This is a genomic window from Mesorhizobium calcicola, from assembly GCF_042682105.1.
In the GTDB taxonomy this organism is placed as follows: Bacteria; Pseudomonadota; Alphaproteobacteria; order Rhizobiales; family Rhizobiaceae; genus Mesorhizobium; species Mesorhizobium calcicola.
Map to the genome: position 1 here is coordinate 49,132 of NZ_JBHUGY010000053.1, position 16,066 is coordinate 65,197.

The following is a 16,066-nucleotide window of genomic DNA, read 5'->3' on the forward strand; positions in this document are numbered from 1 at the left end:
CTTACAGCCGCGGCACGGAAAGCGCGCCGTCGACATTGATGATCGAGCCGGTCGAAAAGCCTAGCTTGCCGGTGGCGAGCGTCGCCACCACTGCGCCGATGTCCGACGCTTCGCCCCAGCGCTTGGCCGGCACCAGCCCACCGTCGATCAAGGCGCCGTATTTGGCGGCCACGCCTGAGGTCATGTCGGTGCGGATGATGCCCGGCCTCACCTCGAACACAGCGATATCTTCGGCGGCGAGCCTGAGCGCCAGGGTCTTCACCCACATCGACAGCCCGGCTTTCGAGATGCAGTAATCCGGCCGTTCCGACGACGCCATTTCGGCGCTGACCGAAGTGATGGTGATGATCGATTTCGGGTGATCGCCAGGTGCAGCCAGCATTGCTTTGGCGACGGCCTGGCTGAGAAACACGGTGCCGCGCAGATTGATGCCGAGCACCTTGTCGAAGTTCTCCGGCTTCAGCTCCAGGAGGTCGCCGCGCACCACGGCGCCGACGCCGGCATTGTTGACCAGGCAATCGATGCGGCCGAAGGCGCGCATTGCGGCCTCGACCAGTGCTTCATGGCCGCCGAGATCGGCGATATCGCAGCTGACATAGGCGAACTTCGCGCCGTGCCTGGTGATGTCGGTGGCAAGTCCGCCAGCGAGTTTTTCGGCGAGGTCGGCGACAAGGATATCGAAGCCGGCATCGGCAAGCGCCTGGGCGCAGGCAAGGCCGATGCCGCGCGCGCCGCCGGTGACGATGGCTGCCGGGCGGCTCATGCGGAAAGCTCGCTCTTGCGAATATGCTCGGCGACGCGCAGCGCCTGCGCGGCGATCGACAGGGCCGGGTTGACGGCGGCCGAATTCGGCAGGAAGCCGCCATCGACGACGAACAGGTTCCGGTGGTCGAACGACCGGCAGAAGGGGTCGAGCGGCGACGTCGCCGGATCGTCGCCCATCTTGACGGTGCCGCACTGGTGCGAGGGCGTGCGCTTGTCGAAGGGGCGCGACAGCACGATTGGATAGCCGCAAGCGCGGAAGTTCTCGCGCATCACCTTGGTCAACCCGTCGAGCGACTGCATGTTGGAACGCCGCCACTGCATGACGATGTCCTTGCCGTCGACCATGATGCGGCTTTCGGGATCGGGCAGGTCCTCGCACATCAGGTACCAGTCGACGGCGTGGCCGGCCATGAAATCGAGCGCGAATTTGGGTGCGAACTTCACATTGGCGCTGAGGATGTTGCCGTCGATCTTGCCGAGAAGCTGGACGTTGCCGAGCGGCTTGCCGCCTTTGCCGCCGGAGAGATAATAATCGTTCAGCATCAGCGTCTTCTGGTAGACGGCATCGTTGCGGCGGCGCGGATCGATCGCCAGCATGGCACTGGAATTGTGGTTCATGAAGTTGCGGCCGACCTGGTCGGAGCGGTTGGCAAGGCCCTTGCCACCTGGAGAGGGCGAGCGCAGCAGGATGACGGCGGAATTGACCGCGCCGGCGGAGAGGATGACCAGCTTCGGCGTCAGCTTTTTCAACGCGCCGTTCTGGCGGTAGTGTATGGCGGCGATGGCTTTTCCGTCCGCCGAGGCTTCGAGATATTCGACATAGGCGCCGGTCTCGAGCTTGATGTTCGGGTCGGTCAGCGCCGCCGTCAGCGGTCCCGTTTGCGCGTCGACCTTGCCCTGGCCGCTGTTCGGGAAAGCATCCCAGCCGGTCTTGCCGTCCTTCAGCCAGGTGTCGATGTCGACACCGAGCGGCAGCGAGGCCGGATGCAGGCCGAGGCCCTTGAGTTCGGCGCGGGCACGCGCGATCGGCGCCTCGTCCGGCACCGGCTTGTAGGCATAGGGGATCGAATGGAACGGCTCGGTCGGGTCCTCGCCCAGCGTGCCGCGCACGCGAAACAGTTGCTCGGCCTTCGAATACCAGGGCTCGAACTCTTCATAGGAAAACGGCCAGGCTGGCGAGACGCCGCCGAAATGCTCCATGGCGGCAAAGTCTTGCTCGCGGTAGCGGATCAGCACCGCGCCGTAGAACTTCGAATTGCCGCCGACATAGTAGTAGTTGCCGGGATTGAAGGCCGCACCGCCGGCTTCGCGCCACATCTCCTTCGGCCGGTAGTGGCCGTCGACGAAGATGGAACGCGTGTCGCGCGCATGCGGTGTTGCCGGCAAGGGCTCGCCGCGCTCCAGCATCAGGATCGAGGCGCCGCTGCCGGCCAGACCGGAGGCGATCGTGGCGCCGCCGATGCCGGAGCCGATGATGACGATATCGGGATTTATCATCTCGGTCAGAGAATGCGGTTTTCGGTCGCCGGATCGAAGAACACCGCCTTGGTCAGGTTGAAGGCGAGCGGCGTGCTGGTGCCTGGCTGGATGTTGGCATCGGCGCGCAGCCGCGCCACCACGCCCTTGCCGCCGAGATTGGTGACGGCGAAGGTGTCGGAGCCTGCCGGCTCGACAACCTCGATGTGGCAGTCGGCGGTGGCGATGTTCGAGGCGTTGCGCTCGGCGCCTTCCGGATCGGTCAGCGCTTCGGGGCGGACCCCGAAGATGATCGGCTTGCCCTGGAATGCCGACAGGCCCGCCGGCGCATTGGCCATCGGCAGCGAGATCGGCTCGCGCGCCTCGCGCTGCAGCACGACGGAGAGCGCGTTGCCGTTGGTGCCGATCGTCGCCGGGATCAGGTTCATCGCCGGCGAACCCATGAAATCGGCGACGAAGAGATTGGTCGGGTTGTTGTAGATCTCGGCCGGCGTGCCGAACTGCTGCACTTCGCCGTCGCGCATCACGGCGATCTTGGTCGCCAACGTCATCGCCTCGATCTGGTCGTGGGTGACGTAGACGATGGTGGTGCCGGTGGTCGCGTGCAGGCGCTTGATCTCGATGCGCATGTCGACGCGCAGCTTGGCGTCGAGGTTCGACAGCGGCTCGTCGAACAGGAACAGTTTTGGGTCGCGCACCAGCGCCCGGCCCATGGCGACGCGCTGGCGCTGGCCGCCGGAAAGCTGGCTCGGCTTGCGCTGCAGGAGGTGGCCGATCTGCAGCACCTTGGCCACCTTGTCGATCGCCTTCTGGCGCTCTGCCGCCGGCACGCCGCGCATCTCCATGCCGAAGGAGATGTTTCCGGCCACCGTCATGTTCGGATAGAGCGCATAGCTCTGGAACACCATGGCGATGTCGCGCTTGGAGGGGTGCAGATCGTTGATCGCGCGGCCTTCGACACGGATTTCGCCCGAGGTGATCGTCTCCAGGCCCGCGATGGTGTTCAGAAGCGTGGACTTGCCGCAGCCGGACGGGCCGACCAGCACCAGGAAACCACCTTTATCGAGTTCGACATCGATCCCCTTGAGGATCTCGACCTGGCCGAAGCGCTTTCTCAGACCATCAATTTCCAGAAAAGCCATCAGATTATCCTTTGACGGCGCCCGCCATCAGACCGCGCACGAAATAGCGGCCGGCGAGCACATAGACGAGAAGGGTGGGGAGGGCGGCGATCATCGCGGCCGCCATGTTGACGTTGTACTCGACGACGCCGGTCGAGGTGTTGACGACGTTGTTGAGCGCCACGGTCATCGGCATCGCGTCGCCGGTGCCGGCATAGGCAGAGGCGAACAGGAAGTCGTTCCAGATGTTGGTGAACTGGTAGATGACGGTGACGACGAAGATCGGCATCGAGTTCGGCAGCATGATGCGGCGGAAAATCTGGAAGAAGGAGGCGCCGTCGACCTGTGCCGCCTTGACCAGTTCGGTCGGGAACGCTTCGTAGTAGTTGCGGAAGAACAGCGTGGTGAAGCCGATGCCGTAGACGACGTGGACGAAGACGAGGTTGACCGTGGAATTGCCGAGTCCGAAGCTCGTTCCGATCGAATTCTGCAGCGACACGCCGAAACGGCCGAGGCTGCCGAGGATCGTCGCCATCGGCAACAGCACCGACTGGAACGGGATGAAGCAGGCGAACAGCATCAGCCCGAACACCAGCGTTGCGCCACGGAAGCGCCATTTGGTCAGCACGTAGCCGTTGAGTGCGCCGAGCATCGTCGAGATCAGCACGGCGGGAACCACCATCTTGATGGAGTTCCAGAAATAGCCCTTGATGCCGGCACAGGTGAGGCCGACGCAGGTCTCGCCCCAGGCCTTCAGCCACGGGTCGAAGGTCGGCGCCTGGGGCAGCGCCAGCATGTTGCCGTTCTGGATCTCGTCCATGGTCTTGAACGAGGTGACCAGCATGACGAACAGCGGCACCAGGTAGAACAGCGCGAACAGCGCCAGCAGCCCGTAGATGACGATGCGGTTGACGAGCTTGACGTTGATGCCGCCGGAGGCCTGGCGGGCGGGAGTGGTAACGGCGCTCATCGCGGCTTCTCCCGCAGTTCGGAATAGAGGTAAGGCACGATGATGGCGACGATGGTCATCAGCATGATCACGGCGCTGGCCGAGCCGACGGCCATCTCGTTGCGCTTGAAAGTGTACTCATACATGAAGTTGGACGGCAGCCAGGCCGAGCCGCCGGGGCCGCCGCTGGTCAGCGCTACGACCAGGTCATACGACTTGATGGCGAGGTGCGCGAGCACGATGAAAGCCGACAGGAAGATCGGCCGCAGCAGCGGGATAACGATACGGCGATAGAGCTGGAAGGTGGTGGCGCCGTCGATCTGCGCCGCCTTCATGATCTCGCCGTCGATGCCGCGCAGGCCGGCCAGGAACATCGCCATGATGAAGCCGGAGGCCTGCCAGACGCCGGCGATGACCACGGTGTAGATGACGAAGTCCTTGTTCTTGATCCAGTCGAAATGGAAGCTCGTCCAGCCCCACTGATGCAAGGTCTGCTCGAGGCCGAGACCGGGATCGAGGAACCATTTCCAGGCGACGCCGGTGACGATGAAGGACAGCGCCATCGGGTAGAGGTAGATCGGCCGCAGCATGCCTTCACCGCGGATCTTCTGGTCGAGCAGGATGGCCAGGAACAGGCCGAGCGCCAGGCATATGAAGATGTAGAGAAAACCGAAAATGCCCATGTTGGTGATCGACGTGTACCAGCTCGATGGCGGGTCGGTGTCGAAGGTCCAGCCCCACAGCCGCTGGTAGGCGCGCGGGCCGGTGATGACATAGGACGGGAAGGTCTTGGAATTGGTGAAGGACAGGTAGATCGTCCACAGGATGAAGCCGTAGACGAAGACGATGGTGATGGCGAAGCTCGGCGCCAGCACGATCTTCGGCAGCGCGTCCTGCAGGCGCGAGCGCACCGAGGCGCGCGGACGGGCGTGCTCCGGCGTCAGCTTGATCTGGCTTGTCGCTACCGTACTCATAGGGCTCCTCCCGTCGACACGAGGCCAACCAGGTTCGCGGATCTAAGTTCGCGGATCTGGGCCTTCCCCGCCGGAGCGGGGAAGGCGTTTTGGTGTGTGGCGCTTACTTGGCGTCGTCGATCGCCTTGACCAGTTCGGTCACGGCCTCGTCCGAGGTCTTGATCTGACCATGGACGAACTTCGAGACGACGTCCTTGTAGGCATTGGCGACCGCCGGAGGCGCGCCATAGCCCTGGGCCAGCGAGCCGAACAGCGTGCCGCCGTCATTGGCTGCCTTCAGGTCGGCGATGCCCTTCTTGCCGCAAGCGTCGAAGTCGGTGTCCGGAACGTCGGTACGAGCCGGAACCGAACCCTTGACGACGTTGAAGGCCGACTGGAAGCTCTTCGACAGGGTGGCGGTGGCCAACGCGACCTGGGCGGCCTTGCGGTCGTCCGGAACGTTGAACATGCCGAACATGTCGGAGTTGTAGATCACTGAGCCGTCGGTGCCCGGGAAGCGATAGCACAGGAAGTCCGTGCCCGGGGTCTTGTTGGCGGCGTGGAACTCACCCTTGGCCCAGTCGCCCATGACCTGCACCAGGGCATCGCCCTTGATGACCATGGCGGTGGCCAGGTTCCAGTCGCGGCCCGAGAAGTTCGGGTCGACATAGGTGACGAGCTTGGCGAGGTTGTCGAACGACTTCTTCATCGTGTCGGATTTGAGCGAAGCGTCGTCGAGGTCGTTGAAGGCCTTCTTGTAGAACTCGGGTCCGCCGGTCGACAGCACGACCGAGTCGAACATGGTGGCTTCCTGCCAGTTCTGGCCGCCGAGAGCGAGCGGGATCACGCCTGCCGCCTTGGCCTTGTCGAGCAGGGCGACGAAGTCGTCGAAGGTCTTCGGCTCGGTGCCGCCGATCTTGTCCATGACAGCCTTGTTGATCCACAGCCAGTTGACCGAGTGGACGTTGACCGGAGCCGCGACCCACTTGCCTTCATAGACCGAGAACTTCTGCAGCGCGGCCGGAACCGACTTGTCCCAGCCTTCCTTCTTCGCCGTTTCGGTCAGGTCGCCCATGACGCCGGCAGCAGCATAGTCGAGCACGGTGTAGCCGAGCATCTGCGAGGCGGTCGGGTAGTTGCCGGCCGCGACCATCGCCTTCAGCGCGGTCATGGCAGCGTCGCCGCCACCGCCGGCCACCGGCACGTCCTTCCAGGCAAAGCCTTCCTTGGCCAGGTCGCCCTTGAGGACGTTGAGAGCAGCCGCTTCGCCGCCCGACGTCCACCAATGCAGCATCTGGACTTCCTTGACGTCCTCGGCATGGGCCGCGAAAGCAAGGCCCGATGCGAGAGCCGTTCCGATAAGCAGTTTGCGCAACATGTACTTCCTCCCTTGTTGCATCTACACGACCGGCGGGTGCCCGCCGGGTTCTTCTCAACTCAGCCGACCCACCATCCGGTGCGTTGGCCGCGATGAAACTGGATGGTCTTTTCTTCGGTATAGTCCTCGACGGCGCGTTTGCCGAGTTCGCGTCCGAGACCGGACTGCTTGTAGCCTCCGAAGGGCAACTCGGGATAACCTTCCATGAATGTGTTCACCCAGACGGTTCCCGAACGCACCCTACGCGCCACCGACATGCAAGTGTCGATGCTAGCGCTCCACACGCCCGCCGACAAACCATAGGGCGTGTTGTTGGCGATGTGCAACGCCTTTTCAATCGATTCAAAAGTCAGCACCGAGAGCACCGGCCCGAACACTTCCTCGCGCGCGATGGCCATATCCTCGGTGACGCCGCGGATGATGGTGGGATCGAGGTACTGGCCGGCGTTCGAGGCCAACTGCTTGCCGCCGCTGTAGACGCTGCTGCCGTCGCTTGCCGCTGCCGCAACGTAGCCGGCTACCTTGGCCAGATGGTCGGACGAGATCATCGCGCCGACCTTGGTTCGGTCGTCGAGCGGATCCCCAACGATCACCCTGGAAGCAAGCGCCTTCACGGCGGCGAGAAAATCGTCGGCGATCGCCTCGTGCACGATCAGCCGGCTGCCGGCATTGCAGCATTCGCCGGCATTGAAGAAGCCGCCGAAAACCGCAGCGTCGGCCGCCGCTTCGAGGTCCGCGTCCGGAAAGACGATCTGGCCGTTCTTGCCGCCGAGTTCCATCGAGACTTTCTTCAGCGATTGCGCGGCTGACGCCATGGTCATCTTGCCGACCCGGGTGGAGCCGGTGAACGAGACCATCTCGACCAGGGGATGCCCGACCATCGGCGCGCCGACATCGGCGCCAAGACCGGCAAGGATGTTGACGACGCCGGCGGGAAGGCCGGCCTGCATCAGGATGTCGCCGAGCACAAAGGTCGAGGCCGAGGTCATTTCGCTCGGCTTGACGACGGCGGTGCAGCCGGCGGCGAGCGCGAAAGGCAGCTTCTGGCTGACGATGAGGAAGGGGAAATTCCACGGCGTGATGATCGACACGACACCGATCGGCTCGCGCAGCACGACGCCCAGCATGGCGTCGCCGAGATTGGCGTAGGATTCGCCGTGCAAGGTGCGGGCGAGCGATGCGGCGTAGCGCCAGATATCGACGGCGCCGCCGATCTCGCCGCGCGCCTGGGCGATCGGCTTGCCCGATTCCAGCGCGTCGAGCCGGGCGATGTCTTCCAGCCGTGCCTCGATCAGGTCGGCCGTCTTGAGCAGGATCGCGGCGCGCTCGGCCGCCTTCATGCGCGGCCAGGGGCCTGTCTCGAACGCCTTGTGCGCGGCCTGCATGGCGGCTTCGACTTCCGCTTCGCCGGCCTGTGCATAATGCGAGACGGTGAAGCCGTGGCCGGGGCTCTTGCGTTCCAGCGTGCGGCCGTCGCGGGCATCGACATGTTTGCCATCGATCAGCAGCCGGTAGGTTTTTGGCGCTGCGGATGCCTCGGCCGGCATGATGATGTTGAGAGGGGCGTTCATCTAACCGTGGAATCCTCAGGATCTTGAAAATGCTGGTTTCTGTTTGGCCTTGAAAGCGCCGACGCCGGCCTTGAGATCGTCGGTCAGGGCGATGAAGCCGCTGGCCAGCGCTTCCGTTGCCGCGGCACTGTCCTCGCCTTCGGCGACCGCGATCATCAGCTTGGCGGCTTCCGTCGCCAGCGGTCCGCGCTCGGCGATCTTTTCGGCCCAGGCCTTGGCTTCGGCCAAGCCACTGCCGGTTTCGACCACCCGATCGACCACGCCCAGGGCCAGCGCTTCGGGAGCAGGAAAAACTTCTCCGCCCAGCGCCATCCGACGCACCGTCTGCGCACCAAAGCGGCGCACCGCGCGTTGCGTGCCCGACCAGCCGGGGACGACGCCGATCGAGGTTTCGGGGAAGCCCAATTTAACATGCGCCTCGGCGACACGGAAATCGCAAGCAACCGCCAGCTCCAGCCCACCGCCCAGCGCATGGCCGGACAGCACGGCGATGGTCGGCTGCCGCAGCCGCGCCAGCCGGTCGAACACGCGGTGGCCGTAGCGCACCCATTGCACCTGGAAGTCGGCGGCACCCATCTGCGCCCACGCCTCGACATCGCCGCCGGCGCAAAAGCCCTTGCCCTCGCCGCGCAGCAGCACGACACGAACGTCGCTGGCCGCTTCGGCCGTGTCGAGCGCCGTTTCCAGTGCTCGCAGCATCGGGATGTCCAGCGCGTTGAATTTCTCCGGCCGGCGCAGCGTGACGACGCCGATGACGCCATCCTGCTCGAAGGTGACGAGAGGCTCAGCCATGCGCACCCCCAAGCGAGGCGCCACCATTCAGCGACAGGCCGATCAACCGATCCTGGTAGAGATCCTCCGGCGTCGTCTTGAGGTCCTTGGCGACGCCGAGCGGAATCTCGGCCTGCGCCAGCACGTCGCGCTGCAGGTCGATACCCGGCGCCAGCTCCGTTACCACCAATCCTTCCGGCGTCAGCTTCATCACGCAGCGCTCGGTGACGTAGGTGATGTCCTGCCCCTGTCCGACCGCGCGCTTGCCCGAGAAGGAGATGTGCTCGACCTCGGCGACCACCTTCTTGACCTTGCCCTCCTGGTCGATGCGGATGCCGCCATCGGCCAGTGACAACTTGGCGCCGGCGTTGAAGAAACCGGAAAAGACGATCTTCCTGGCCCGCGCCGTGATGTCGACGAAGCCGCCGGCGCCGGCGGTGACATGCGGCCGTGCCGACAGCTTCGATACGTTGACCGAGCCGTGGCGGTCGATCTGCAGGAAGGACAGCAGCGAGGCGTCGAAGCCACCGGCCTGGAAATAGATGAACTGGTGCGGCGAGGGCATGATCGCCTCGGCGTTGGAGGCGCAGCCGAATTTGAAGTCGAGCAGCGGCACGCCACCGACGGCGCCCTGTTCGATCACCCAGGTGACCTTGCCGTGCTGGCCTTCCTCGAGAAGGATGCGCGGCACATTGGCCGAGATGCCGAAGCCGATGTTGACGGCCATACCGTCGCGAAGCTCCATGGCGACGCGGCGCGCGATCACCTTCTGGACGTTCATCTCGGCATTGCGGAAGGTCGACAGCGGCCGGAAGATTTCGCCCGAGATCGCCGGATCATAGGGTGTCAGCGTCGTCTGCAACTGGTCGGGCGCGACGACGATGTGGTCGACCAGCACGCCGGGCACGCGTACGTCATGCGGCTTCAGCGTGCCGTTCTCGACGACGCGCTTGACCTGCGCGATGACGACACCACCATTGTTCCTGGCCGCCAGCGCCTGCTCCAACCCGCCGAGATAGGCGCCCTCATGTTCGTAGGTGAGATTGCCGCGCTCGTCGGATGTGGTGGCGCGGATGATCGAGACCTGCGGCACGATCGAGCGGAAATAGAGCCATTCCTCGCCGTCGAACTGCTGCACCGAAACGATCGGCTCGCTGGCGGCCGCGTTCATGGCGCAGCCCTGGTGGCGGGGGTCGGCGAAGGTGTCGAGGCCGACCTTGGTCAGCACGCCCGGCCGTTTGGCGGCGGCCTCGCGGTGCATGTCGAACAGGATGCCGGACGGCACATTGTAGGCGGCGACCGAATTGTCGCCGATCATCTTCCAGATCTGCGGCGGCTCGGACGAGGAAGGACCGGACGGATAGGAGCCGCACAGTGTGCGCTTCAGCAGGCCGGGCTTGGCCAGATGGTCGATGCCCTTGATGCCGTACATGTCGCCGGCGGCGATCGGGTGCAGCGTGGTGATAGCCTTCGGGTGGCCTTCGCTGTCGAAGCGCTCGCCGATCGCGGCCAAAACCGCATCCGGGCAGCCGAGACCGCTCGACGACGACACGGACACGACCATGCCGTCCTTGATCAGGCCCGCGGCTTCAGCCGCCGAAACGATCTTGCTCAATTCATGCTCCCGAGTTTCGGGTCGATCTTGACGGCCTTGCCGGAGTTGGCCGATTGCAGTGCGGCCTCGGCAGCGGTGAGCGACCAGATGCCGTCCTCGCCAGTGGCGGAAGGCTGGCAGTCGCCGCGGATCGCGGCATGGAACTGACGCAGTGACCTTGCGTAGAGATCCTCGCGGTCGAAGCTCAGCTCTTCCTCGCCGTTGGCTGTGCGCAGCAGCACCGAACCGACCGGCTTTTGCGTCATCACGTTGCTGGCGATCAGCGAACCTTCCGAACCATGCACCTCGAAACCGGTGCCGGCGAATTTGGTGGTGAAGCCTTCATGCGACTGGGCGATGAGACCGGACTTGAAGCGCCAGATGCACATGGCGCCGTCTTCCAGCCCGCTGCCGGCCATGCCGGCCGATTGCGTGAAGGCCGAGACTTCGACCGGATCGTCGCCGAGCACGAAGCGCAGCGTGTCGGCATCGTGCACGGTGATGTCGAGCACCACGCCGCCGCCTGCTTCCGGCTTCGTGATGCGCCAGCCCTGCAGATTGTCAGGCAGGTAGACGGAATGAAAGACGCGCGCGGCGATCGGCTTGCCGATACGGCCGGCGGCGATGGCGTCGCGCATGGCGCGGTGTGCGCCGGCGTTGCGCAGATGGTGATTGGTGCCGAACACGATGCCGGCGACCTTGGCGGCGGCAACCATCCTGCGCGCATCGGCGCTGGTCAGCGCCAGCGGCTTTTCGCACAGCACGTGCTTTCCCGCCTCGATGGCAGCGAGCGCCTGTTCGAGATGCAGTTCGTTGGTGGTCGAGATGTAAACGGCGTCGATGTCCGCACCGAGCAAAGCATCAAGCGTCGAGACGGCAAGCGGAATGTTGTTTTCCCTGGCATAGGCCGTGGCGCGCTCGGGGTTGGAACTCATCACCGCCGCGATCTCGCCTTCGCCTTGCGCGCGGATGGCGTTGATCATGAACTGTCTGGCGATCGTGCTGGCGCCGATCAAGCCCCATCTGACGCTCATGCCGCGCCTCCCATTCCTGTGGGCCTGTTTCGGGCGCGGCGGTCTGGACCGCAGCTTTCCCGGACCACCAGATTGACCGCACCGATATGATCTTCGGCCCGCGTCGTGCGCGACTGGATCATCTTCAGCATGACATGGGCGGCACGTTCGCCAAGGCCGGCGGTGTCCACGGAGACGCTGGTCAGCGCCGGCGTGTAGTGTTCGGCCTCGACCACATCGTCGAAGCCGACGACGGCGAAATCCGCTCCCGGCTCAAGCCCGCGCTTGCGCAGCGCCAGCATGACGCCAAAAGCCACCGCGTCGTTGAAACAGAGTGCCGCGGTCGGCGGTTCGGATGTTGCGAGGGCGGTTTCCAGGCAAGCTATGCCGCCCCTGCGGCTGGTCTCGCCTTCGACGACGGTCATGTCGCGGGCGGCGATGCCAAGCGTCTCGCAGGCTTCGCGGAAGCCGCCCAACCGCTCATGATAGACCACGAGGTCGGACGAGCCGCCGAAGAAGGCCAGCCGGCGATGGCCCTTGCCGATGAGATGGGCTGACGCAAGGTAGGCGCCGCGATGATTGTCGGGCGCGATCACCGGGATGCGGCTTTCAGGCAACCGGCGCATGGCGAAGACGACCGGAACGCCCGCCGTCTCCAGCCGGCGGAAGGCGCCCGGCGTCGTGCCGCGCGCCGGCGACACGATGAGGCCGGCGACGCCTTGCTCCATCAGCGATTTCAGCACTTCTTCCTGGCGCACCGGATTTTCCGCCGTGTTGGCGATGAAAGGCACGATGCCGGCCGACTGGAAGACGCGCTCCATGCCGACCGCCAGTTCGGCGAAGAAGGGATTGGTGAGATCGTTGATGACCATGCCGATGACGTTGGAGTGAGCCTTGCGCAGATTGGCGGCGCCGCGGTTGTAGACGTAACCGACATCCTCGATCGCCTTGCGAACCTTGACCGCGGTCTCGGGCCGGATCAGCCCGCTGCCCTGGAGCACGAGCGATACCGTCGATTTGGACACGCCTGCTTCGCGGGCGATGTCGAATATCGTTGCCTTGGCCCGGCTGGCCATGCATCCTCCCGGTTTTCTAGGTCAAATCTATTGGAACGTTCTAATCACTCCTCCCGCCCGGAGTCAATCAAGGTTCTTTCCGAATTCGAAAAATTGACCAGACTCAGGCTGAGAAGCCCATTCTATAAGGGGCCTTTTGTGCTGCGGCGCAGCATTTGCCTGTGAATGAACCGTGAATCCTAGAGGTGCTTGATTTATTGGAACGTTCCATTTATAGGCACGACGAAGGGAGAGATCGATGGACATTGCCTTGCCTGGTGAGGGTGGCCGCGGTAGCCGCTACGCGCTGGTCGGCCAGCCGGTGCAGCCGGTGATCGGCGCGCGGTTTTCGCGCATCGCCTACGCCGCCGCGCATGTCGTCGCCGATCCGTTAGGGATGACCGATCCGTGGTCGAAACCGGTGGTCGACTGGGACAGGACGATGGCGTTCCGTCATCATCTGTGGCGGCTCGGCTTCCGCATTGCCGAGGCGATGGACACGTCGCAGCGCGGCATGGGGTTCGACTGGGCAAATGCGCAGGAATTGATCCGCCGCTCGATCGCCGAAGCGCGCACCGTCGAAGGCGCCGATCTCGCCTCGGGCGCCGGCACCGACCATCTGGCGCCGGCCGCCGCCTGGACGCTCGACGATGTCATCGCCGCCTATGAGGAGCAGTTCGCCTTCATCGAAGGGCAGGGCGGCAAGGCGATCATGATGGCCAGCCGCGCGCTGGCGGCCGTCGCCAAGGGTCCGGACGATTATGCGCGCGTCTACGACCGCATCCTGAGCCAGGCGTCCGGCAAGGTCATCCTGCACTGGCTGGGCGACATGTTCGATCCGGCGCTGAAAAACTATTGGGGCAGCGGGAATTTCGAGGCCGCGCTCGACACCGTCGTCGCTATCATCGAACGCCATGCCGGGAAGGTGGAAGGGATAAAAATCTCGCTGCTCGATGCCGGCAAGGAGGTCGCGCTCAGGAACCGGCTGCCGGACGGCGTCGTCATGTTCACCGGCGACGACTTCAACTATCCCGAACTGATCGCGGGCGACAGCAGGAAACACTCGCATGCGCTGCTCGGCATTTTCGACGCCATCGCGCCGGTCGCCAACGCGGCACTGGCGAGGCTGGCGGACGGCGACCGCGCCGGTTACGACGCGCTGATGGCCCCGACCGTGCCGCTATCGCGAAAAATCTTCGAGGCGCCGACCGAATATTACAAGGCCGGCATCGTCTTCATGGCCTGGCTGAACGGCCACCAGGACCACTTCGCCATGGTCGGCGGCATGCAGTCGGCGCGCGGCATCCGCCACTATGCCGATGTCTTTCGGCTTGCCGACCGGGCCGGATTGCTGGCCGATCCGGAACTCGCGGTTGCCAAGATGAAGAACCTGTGCGCCGTCGCTGGCATCTGAGCTTCACGAGGCGGCTGGCTCTCGGCACGGATACCCTCGCGGGCTTGCTGCTCTGCCGCGCGATTATGCCGATGTAAGATCTTCTGGGTTGGATGGTGGGCGTGACAGGGATTGAACCTGTGACCCCTGCAATGTCAATGCAGTGCTCTCCCGCTGAGCTACACGCCCATCCGAAGCCGCGCATACACCATTTTTGATCCAGCGCGTCAATAGCAGGAAAAAGGAAAGAAGGCGTCGTCTCGCCGCAGCGGCTATCGGGCACTGACGCCTAAAGCGCGCGGCGCTTTAGGTCTTCGTTTTATGCATGTCGTTCTCCCAAAACCGGGAGCCACTTTTGGGCGACATGCATTGGCTCGGAAAGCGGATCAGGCCGCGTGCAGCATCTTTTCGACCTCGTTGACGAGGTCGCGCAGGTGGAACGGCTTCGACAGCACCTTGGCGTCTTTCGGCGCCTTGGAATCCGGGTTCAGCGCAACGGCGGCGAAACCGGTGATGAACATGACCTTGAGGTCTGGATCGATCTCGGTGGCGCGGCGGGCAAGCTCGATGCCGTCCATTTCCGGCATGACGATGTCGGTCAGCAGCAGCGAAAACGGTTCCTCGCGCAGTCGCTCATAGGCGCTGGCGCCATTGTCGAAATCGCTGACCTGGTAACCGGCGCGCTCCAGCGCCTTGACGAGGAACCGACGCATATCGTCGTCGTCTTCCGCCAGAAGAATGCGTGCCATCTTATCCCGTCCGAATCACCCGCCCGAGGTTGCCGTTGCGCAAGCCCGTTAACCATCCTGTATATGAGGAGGTGAGGGTAAACATCAAGTGAACGAGAATGGGGATGATCCATATTTGCCCGGCACGTGCGGCCGCCGAAATGCTGGACACGCGGCCAGCAAGGTGGCACCTTCACATCATGATGCACTGGTGTTTTCGGGTTCGTTCAAATTGAAGACGGCAGCCGAGGATTTTTCGGTCTTTCCACCCTTCGAAATCCGGTCGGGCGTCGAGCAGCGCGTCCCCTTCCTCTTCAACTCACCGCATAGCGGCCGCTACTATCCGGAGCGATTCCTTGCCATGGCAAGGCTGGACAGCAACGCCATCCGCCGTTCGGAAGACTGTTACGTCGACGAGCTGTTCGGCGGCGCCGTGGCGCTGGGTGCGCCGATGCTGGCGGCGAACTTCCCCCGCGCCTATCTCGACGTCAACCGCGAGCCGTGGGAACTCGATCCGCGCATGTTCGCCGAGCCGGTGCCGTCCTTCTGCAACATCAGGTCAGCGCGGGTGGCGGGCGGGCTTGGCACCGTTCCCAAGCTGGTCGGCGAGGGGCTCGACATCTATTCCGGCCGCTTGCCGTTGTCCGAAGCGGTCGCCCGCATCGAGGCCGTCTACAAGCCCTATCACGAGACGCTGAAACGGCTTTTGACCAGAACCCATGCGCGTTTCGGCTTTGCCGTGCTGATCGACTGTCATTCGATGCCGGCGAGCATCCGCGTTGGCGACAACGGCCTGCGGCCGGATTTCATCATCGGCGACCGTTTCGGCATCTCGGCCACCGCGGCCTTGACCGAGACCGCGATCGGCCTGCTCACCGCGATGGGCTACGCCGTCGCCCACAACAAGCCCTATGCCGGCGGCTTCATCACCGAGCACTATGGCCGCCCGGCGCGCTATCTGCACGCGCTGCAGATCGAGGTCAATCGCGGGCTCTACATGAACGAGCGGACATTCGAGAAGGCCGCCGGCTTCGACGCGCTGGCCGACGATCTGACGCGATTTTCGGCGGACCTGATGGCAATGCCGGACCATCATTTCATCGACCTGCCGCTGGCCGCGGAGTGAAATCGCGCCTTGTTTTTATGCAGGTCGTTGTCCCAAAGCCGCTTCACGCTTTTTGGGCGGCATGCATCAGGATTTTCGGCGTAAAAAAAGACCGCATCGTTTGCACGATACGGTCGAAGTCTAGGGAGGAAACGCCCAAGGAGGGCATGGACAGGAAAACCTGTCCGAGGATG

At 64.1% G+C, this 16,066-nt stretch carries 14 protein-coding genes and 1 tRNA gene; 2 read left to right on the top strand and 13 right to left on the bottom strand.

Annotated elements, in window-relative coordinates; translation table 11 throughout:
- Nucleotide 1: 1 nt before the first annotated feature.
- The 11 genes from ACFSQT_RS30295 to ACFSQT_RS30345 all read right to left on the bottom strand — a co-directional run bounded on the left by ACFSQT_RS30295 (nt 2) and on the right by ACFSQT_RS30345 (nt 12,667).
- Nucleotides 2-763 (bottom strand): 3-ketoacyl-ACP reductase, encoded by a 762-nt coding sequence (locus ACFSQT_RS30295; RefSeq protein WP_379025048.1) that lies wholly within the window; start codon nt 761-763, stop codon nt 2-4.
- A complete protein-coding gene (locus ACFSQT_RS30300; RefSeq protein WP_379025050.1) occupies nt 760-2,262 on the bottom strand; it encodes a GMC oxidoreductase in 1,503 nt (500 codons plus the stop codon). Before ACFSQT_RS30300 ends, ACFSQT_RS30295 begins: the two co-directional genes overlap by 4 nt.
- Before the next feature lie 5 nt (nt 2,263-2,267).
- A complete protein-coding gene (locus tag ACFSQT_RS30305) occupies nt 2,268-3,383 on the bottom strand; it encodes an ABC transporter ATP-binding protein (protein ID WP_379025052.1) in 1,116 nt (371 codons plus the stop codon).
- A gap of 4 nt (nt 3,384-3,387) precedes the next feature.
- Nucleotides 3,388-4,332: a carbohydrate ABC transporter permease gene (locus ACFSQT_RS30310; protein WP_379025054.1), complete on the bottom strand. Its 945-nt coding sequence runs from the start codon at nt 4,330-4,332 to the stop codon at nt 3,388-3,390.
- Entirely contained in the window at nt 4,329-5,285 is a 957-nt protein-coding gene (locus tag ACFSQT_RS30315) for a carbohydrate ABC transporter permease (protein ID WP_379025056.1), read from the bottom strand. The genes ACFSQT_RS30310 and ACFSQT_RS30315 overlap by 4 nt, the downstream gene beginning before the upstream one ends.
- Nucleotides 5,286-5,388: 103 nt before the next feature.
- A complete protein-coding gene (locus tag ACFSQT_RS30320; RefSeq protein WP_379025058.1) occupies nt 5,389-6,642 on the bottom strand; it encodes an ABC transporter substrate-binding protein in 1,254 nt (417 codons plus the stop codon).
- Nucleotides 6,643-6,701: 59 nt separating this feature from the next.
- Nucleotides 6,702-8,213, bottom strand: coding sequence for an aldehyde dehydrogenase family protein (locus tag ACFSQT_RS30325; RefSeq protein ID WP_379025060.1), 1,512 nt, complete (start codon nt 8,211-8,213; stop codon nt 6,702-6,704).
- A 15-nt stretch (nt 8,214-8,228) separates the two neighbouring features.
- On the bottom strand, nt 8,229-9,005 hold the full coding sequence (locus ACFSQT_RS30330) for an enoyl-CoA hydratase/isomerase family protein (protein ID WP_379025062.1): 777 nt from the start codon (nt 9,003-9,005) through the stop codon (nt 8,229-8,231).
- Complete coding sequence (locus tag ACFSQT_RS30335) at nt 8,998-10,599, bottom strand: acyl CoA:acetate/3-ketoacid CoA transferase (RefSeq protein WP_379025064.1); 1,602 nt, start codon at nt 10,597-10,599, stop codon at nt 8,998-9,000. The genes ACFSQT_RS30330 and ACFSQT_RS30335 overlap by 8 nt, the downstream gene beginning before the upstream one ends.
- The gene (locus tag ACFSQT_RS30340) at nt 10,596-11,612 is read right to left on the bottom strand and encodes a Gfo/Idh/MocA family protein (protein WP_379025066.1); all 1,017 of its coding nucleotides are present in this window, start codon (nt 11,610-11,612) and stop codon (nt 10,596-10,598) included. Before ACFSQT_RS30340 ends, ACFSQT_RS30335 begins: the two co-directional genes overlap by 4 nt.
- On the bottom strand, nt 11,609-12,667 hold the full coding sequence (locus ACFSQT_RS30345; protein WP_379025068.1) for a LacI family DNA-binding transcriptional regulator: 1,059 nt from the start codon (nt 12,665-12,667) through the stop codon (nt 11,609-11,611). The genes ACFSQT_RS30340 and ACFSQT_RS30345 overlap by 4 nt, the downstream gene beginning before the upstream one ends.
- 238 nt (nt 12,668-12,905) lie before the next feature.
- Here ACFSQT_RS30345 and ACFSQT_RS30350 point away from each other — a divergent pair, with 238 nt between their 5' ends.
- Nucleotides 12,906-14,060: a dihydrodipicolinate synthase family protein gene (locus tag ACFSQT_RS30350; protein WP_379025070.1), complete on the top strand. Its 1,155-nt coding sequence runs from the start codon at nt 12,906-12,908 to the stop codon at nt 14,058-14,060.
- A 93-nt stretch (nt 14,061-14,153) separates the two neighbouring features.
- Here the strand turns inward: ACFSQT_RS30350 and ACFSQT_RS30355 are convergent.
- Nucleotides 14,154-14,228 (bottom strand) — tRNA-Val (locus ACFSQT_RS30355).
- Nucleotides 14,229-14,425: 197 nt separating this feature from the next.
- Nucleotides 14,426-14,788, bottom strand: coding sequence for a cell cycle two-component system response regulator CpdR (gene cpdR / locus ACFSQT_RS30360; protein ID WP_010911372.1), 363 nt, complete (start codon nt 14,786-14,788; stop codon nt 14,426-14,428).
- A gap of 163 nt (nt 14,789-14,951) precedes the next feature.
- Here cpdR and ACFSQT_RS30365 point away from each other — a divergent pair, with 163 nt between their 5' ends.
- Nucleotides 14,952-15,893, top strand: a complete 942-nt coding sequence (locus tag ACFSQT_RS30365; protein WP_379025072.1) for an N-formylglutamate amidohydrolase — start codon at nt 14,952-14,954, stop codon at nt 15,891-15,893.
- Nucleotides 15,894-16,066 lie beyond the last annotated feature (173 nt).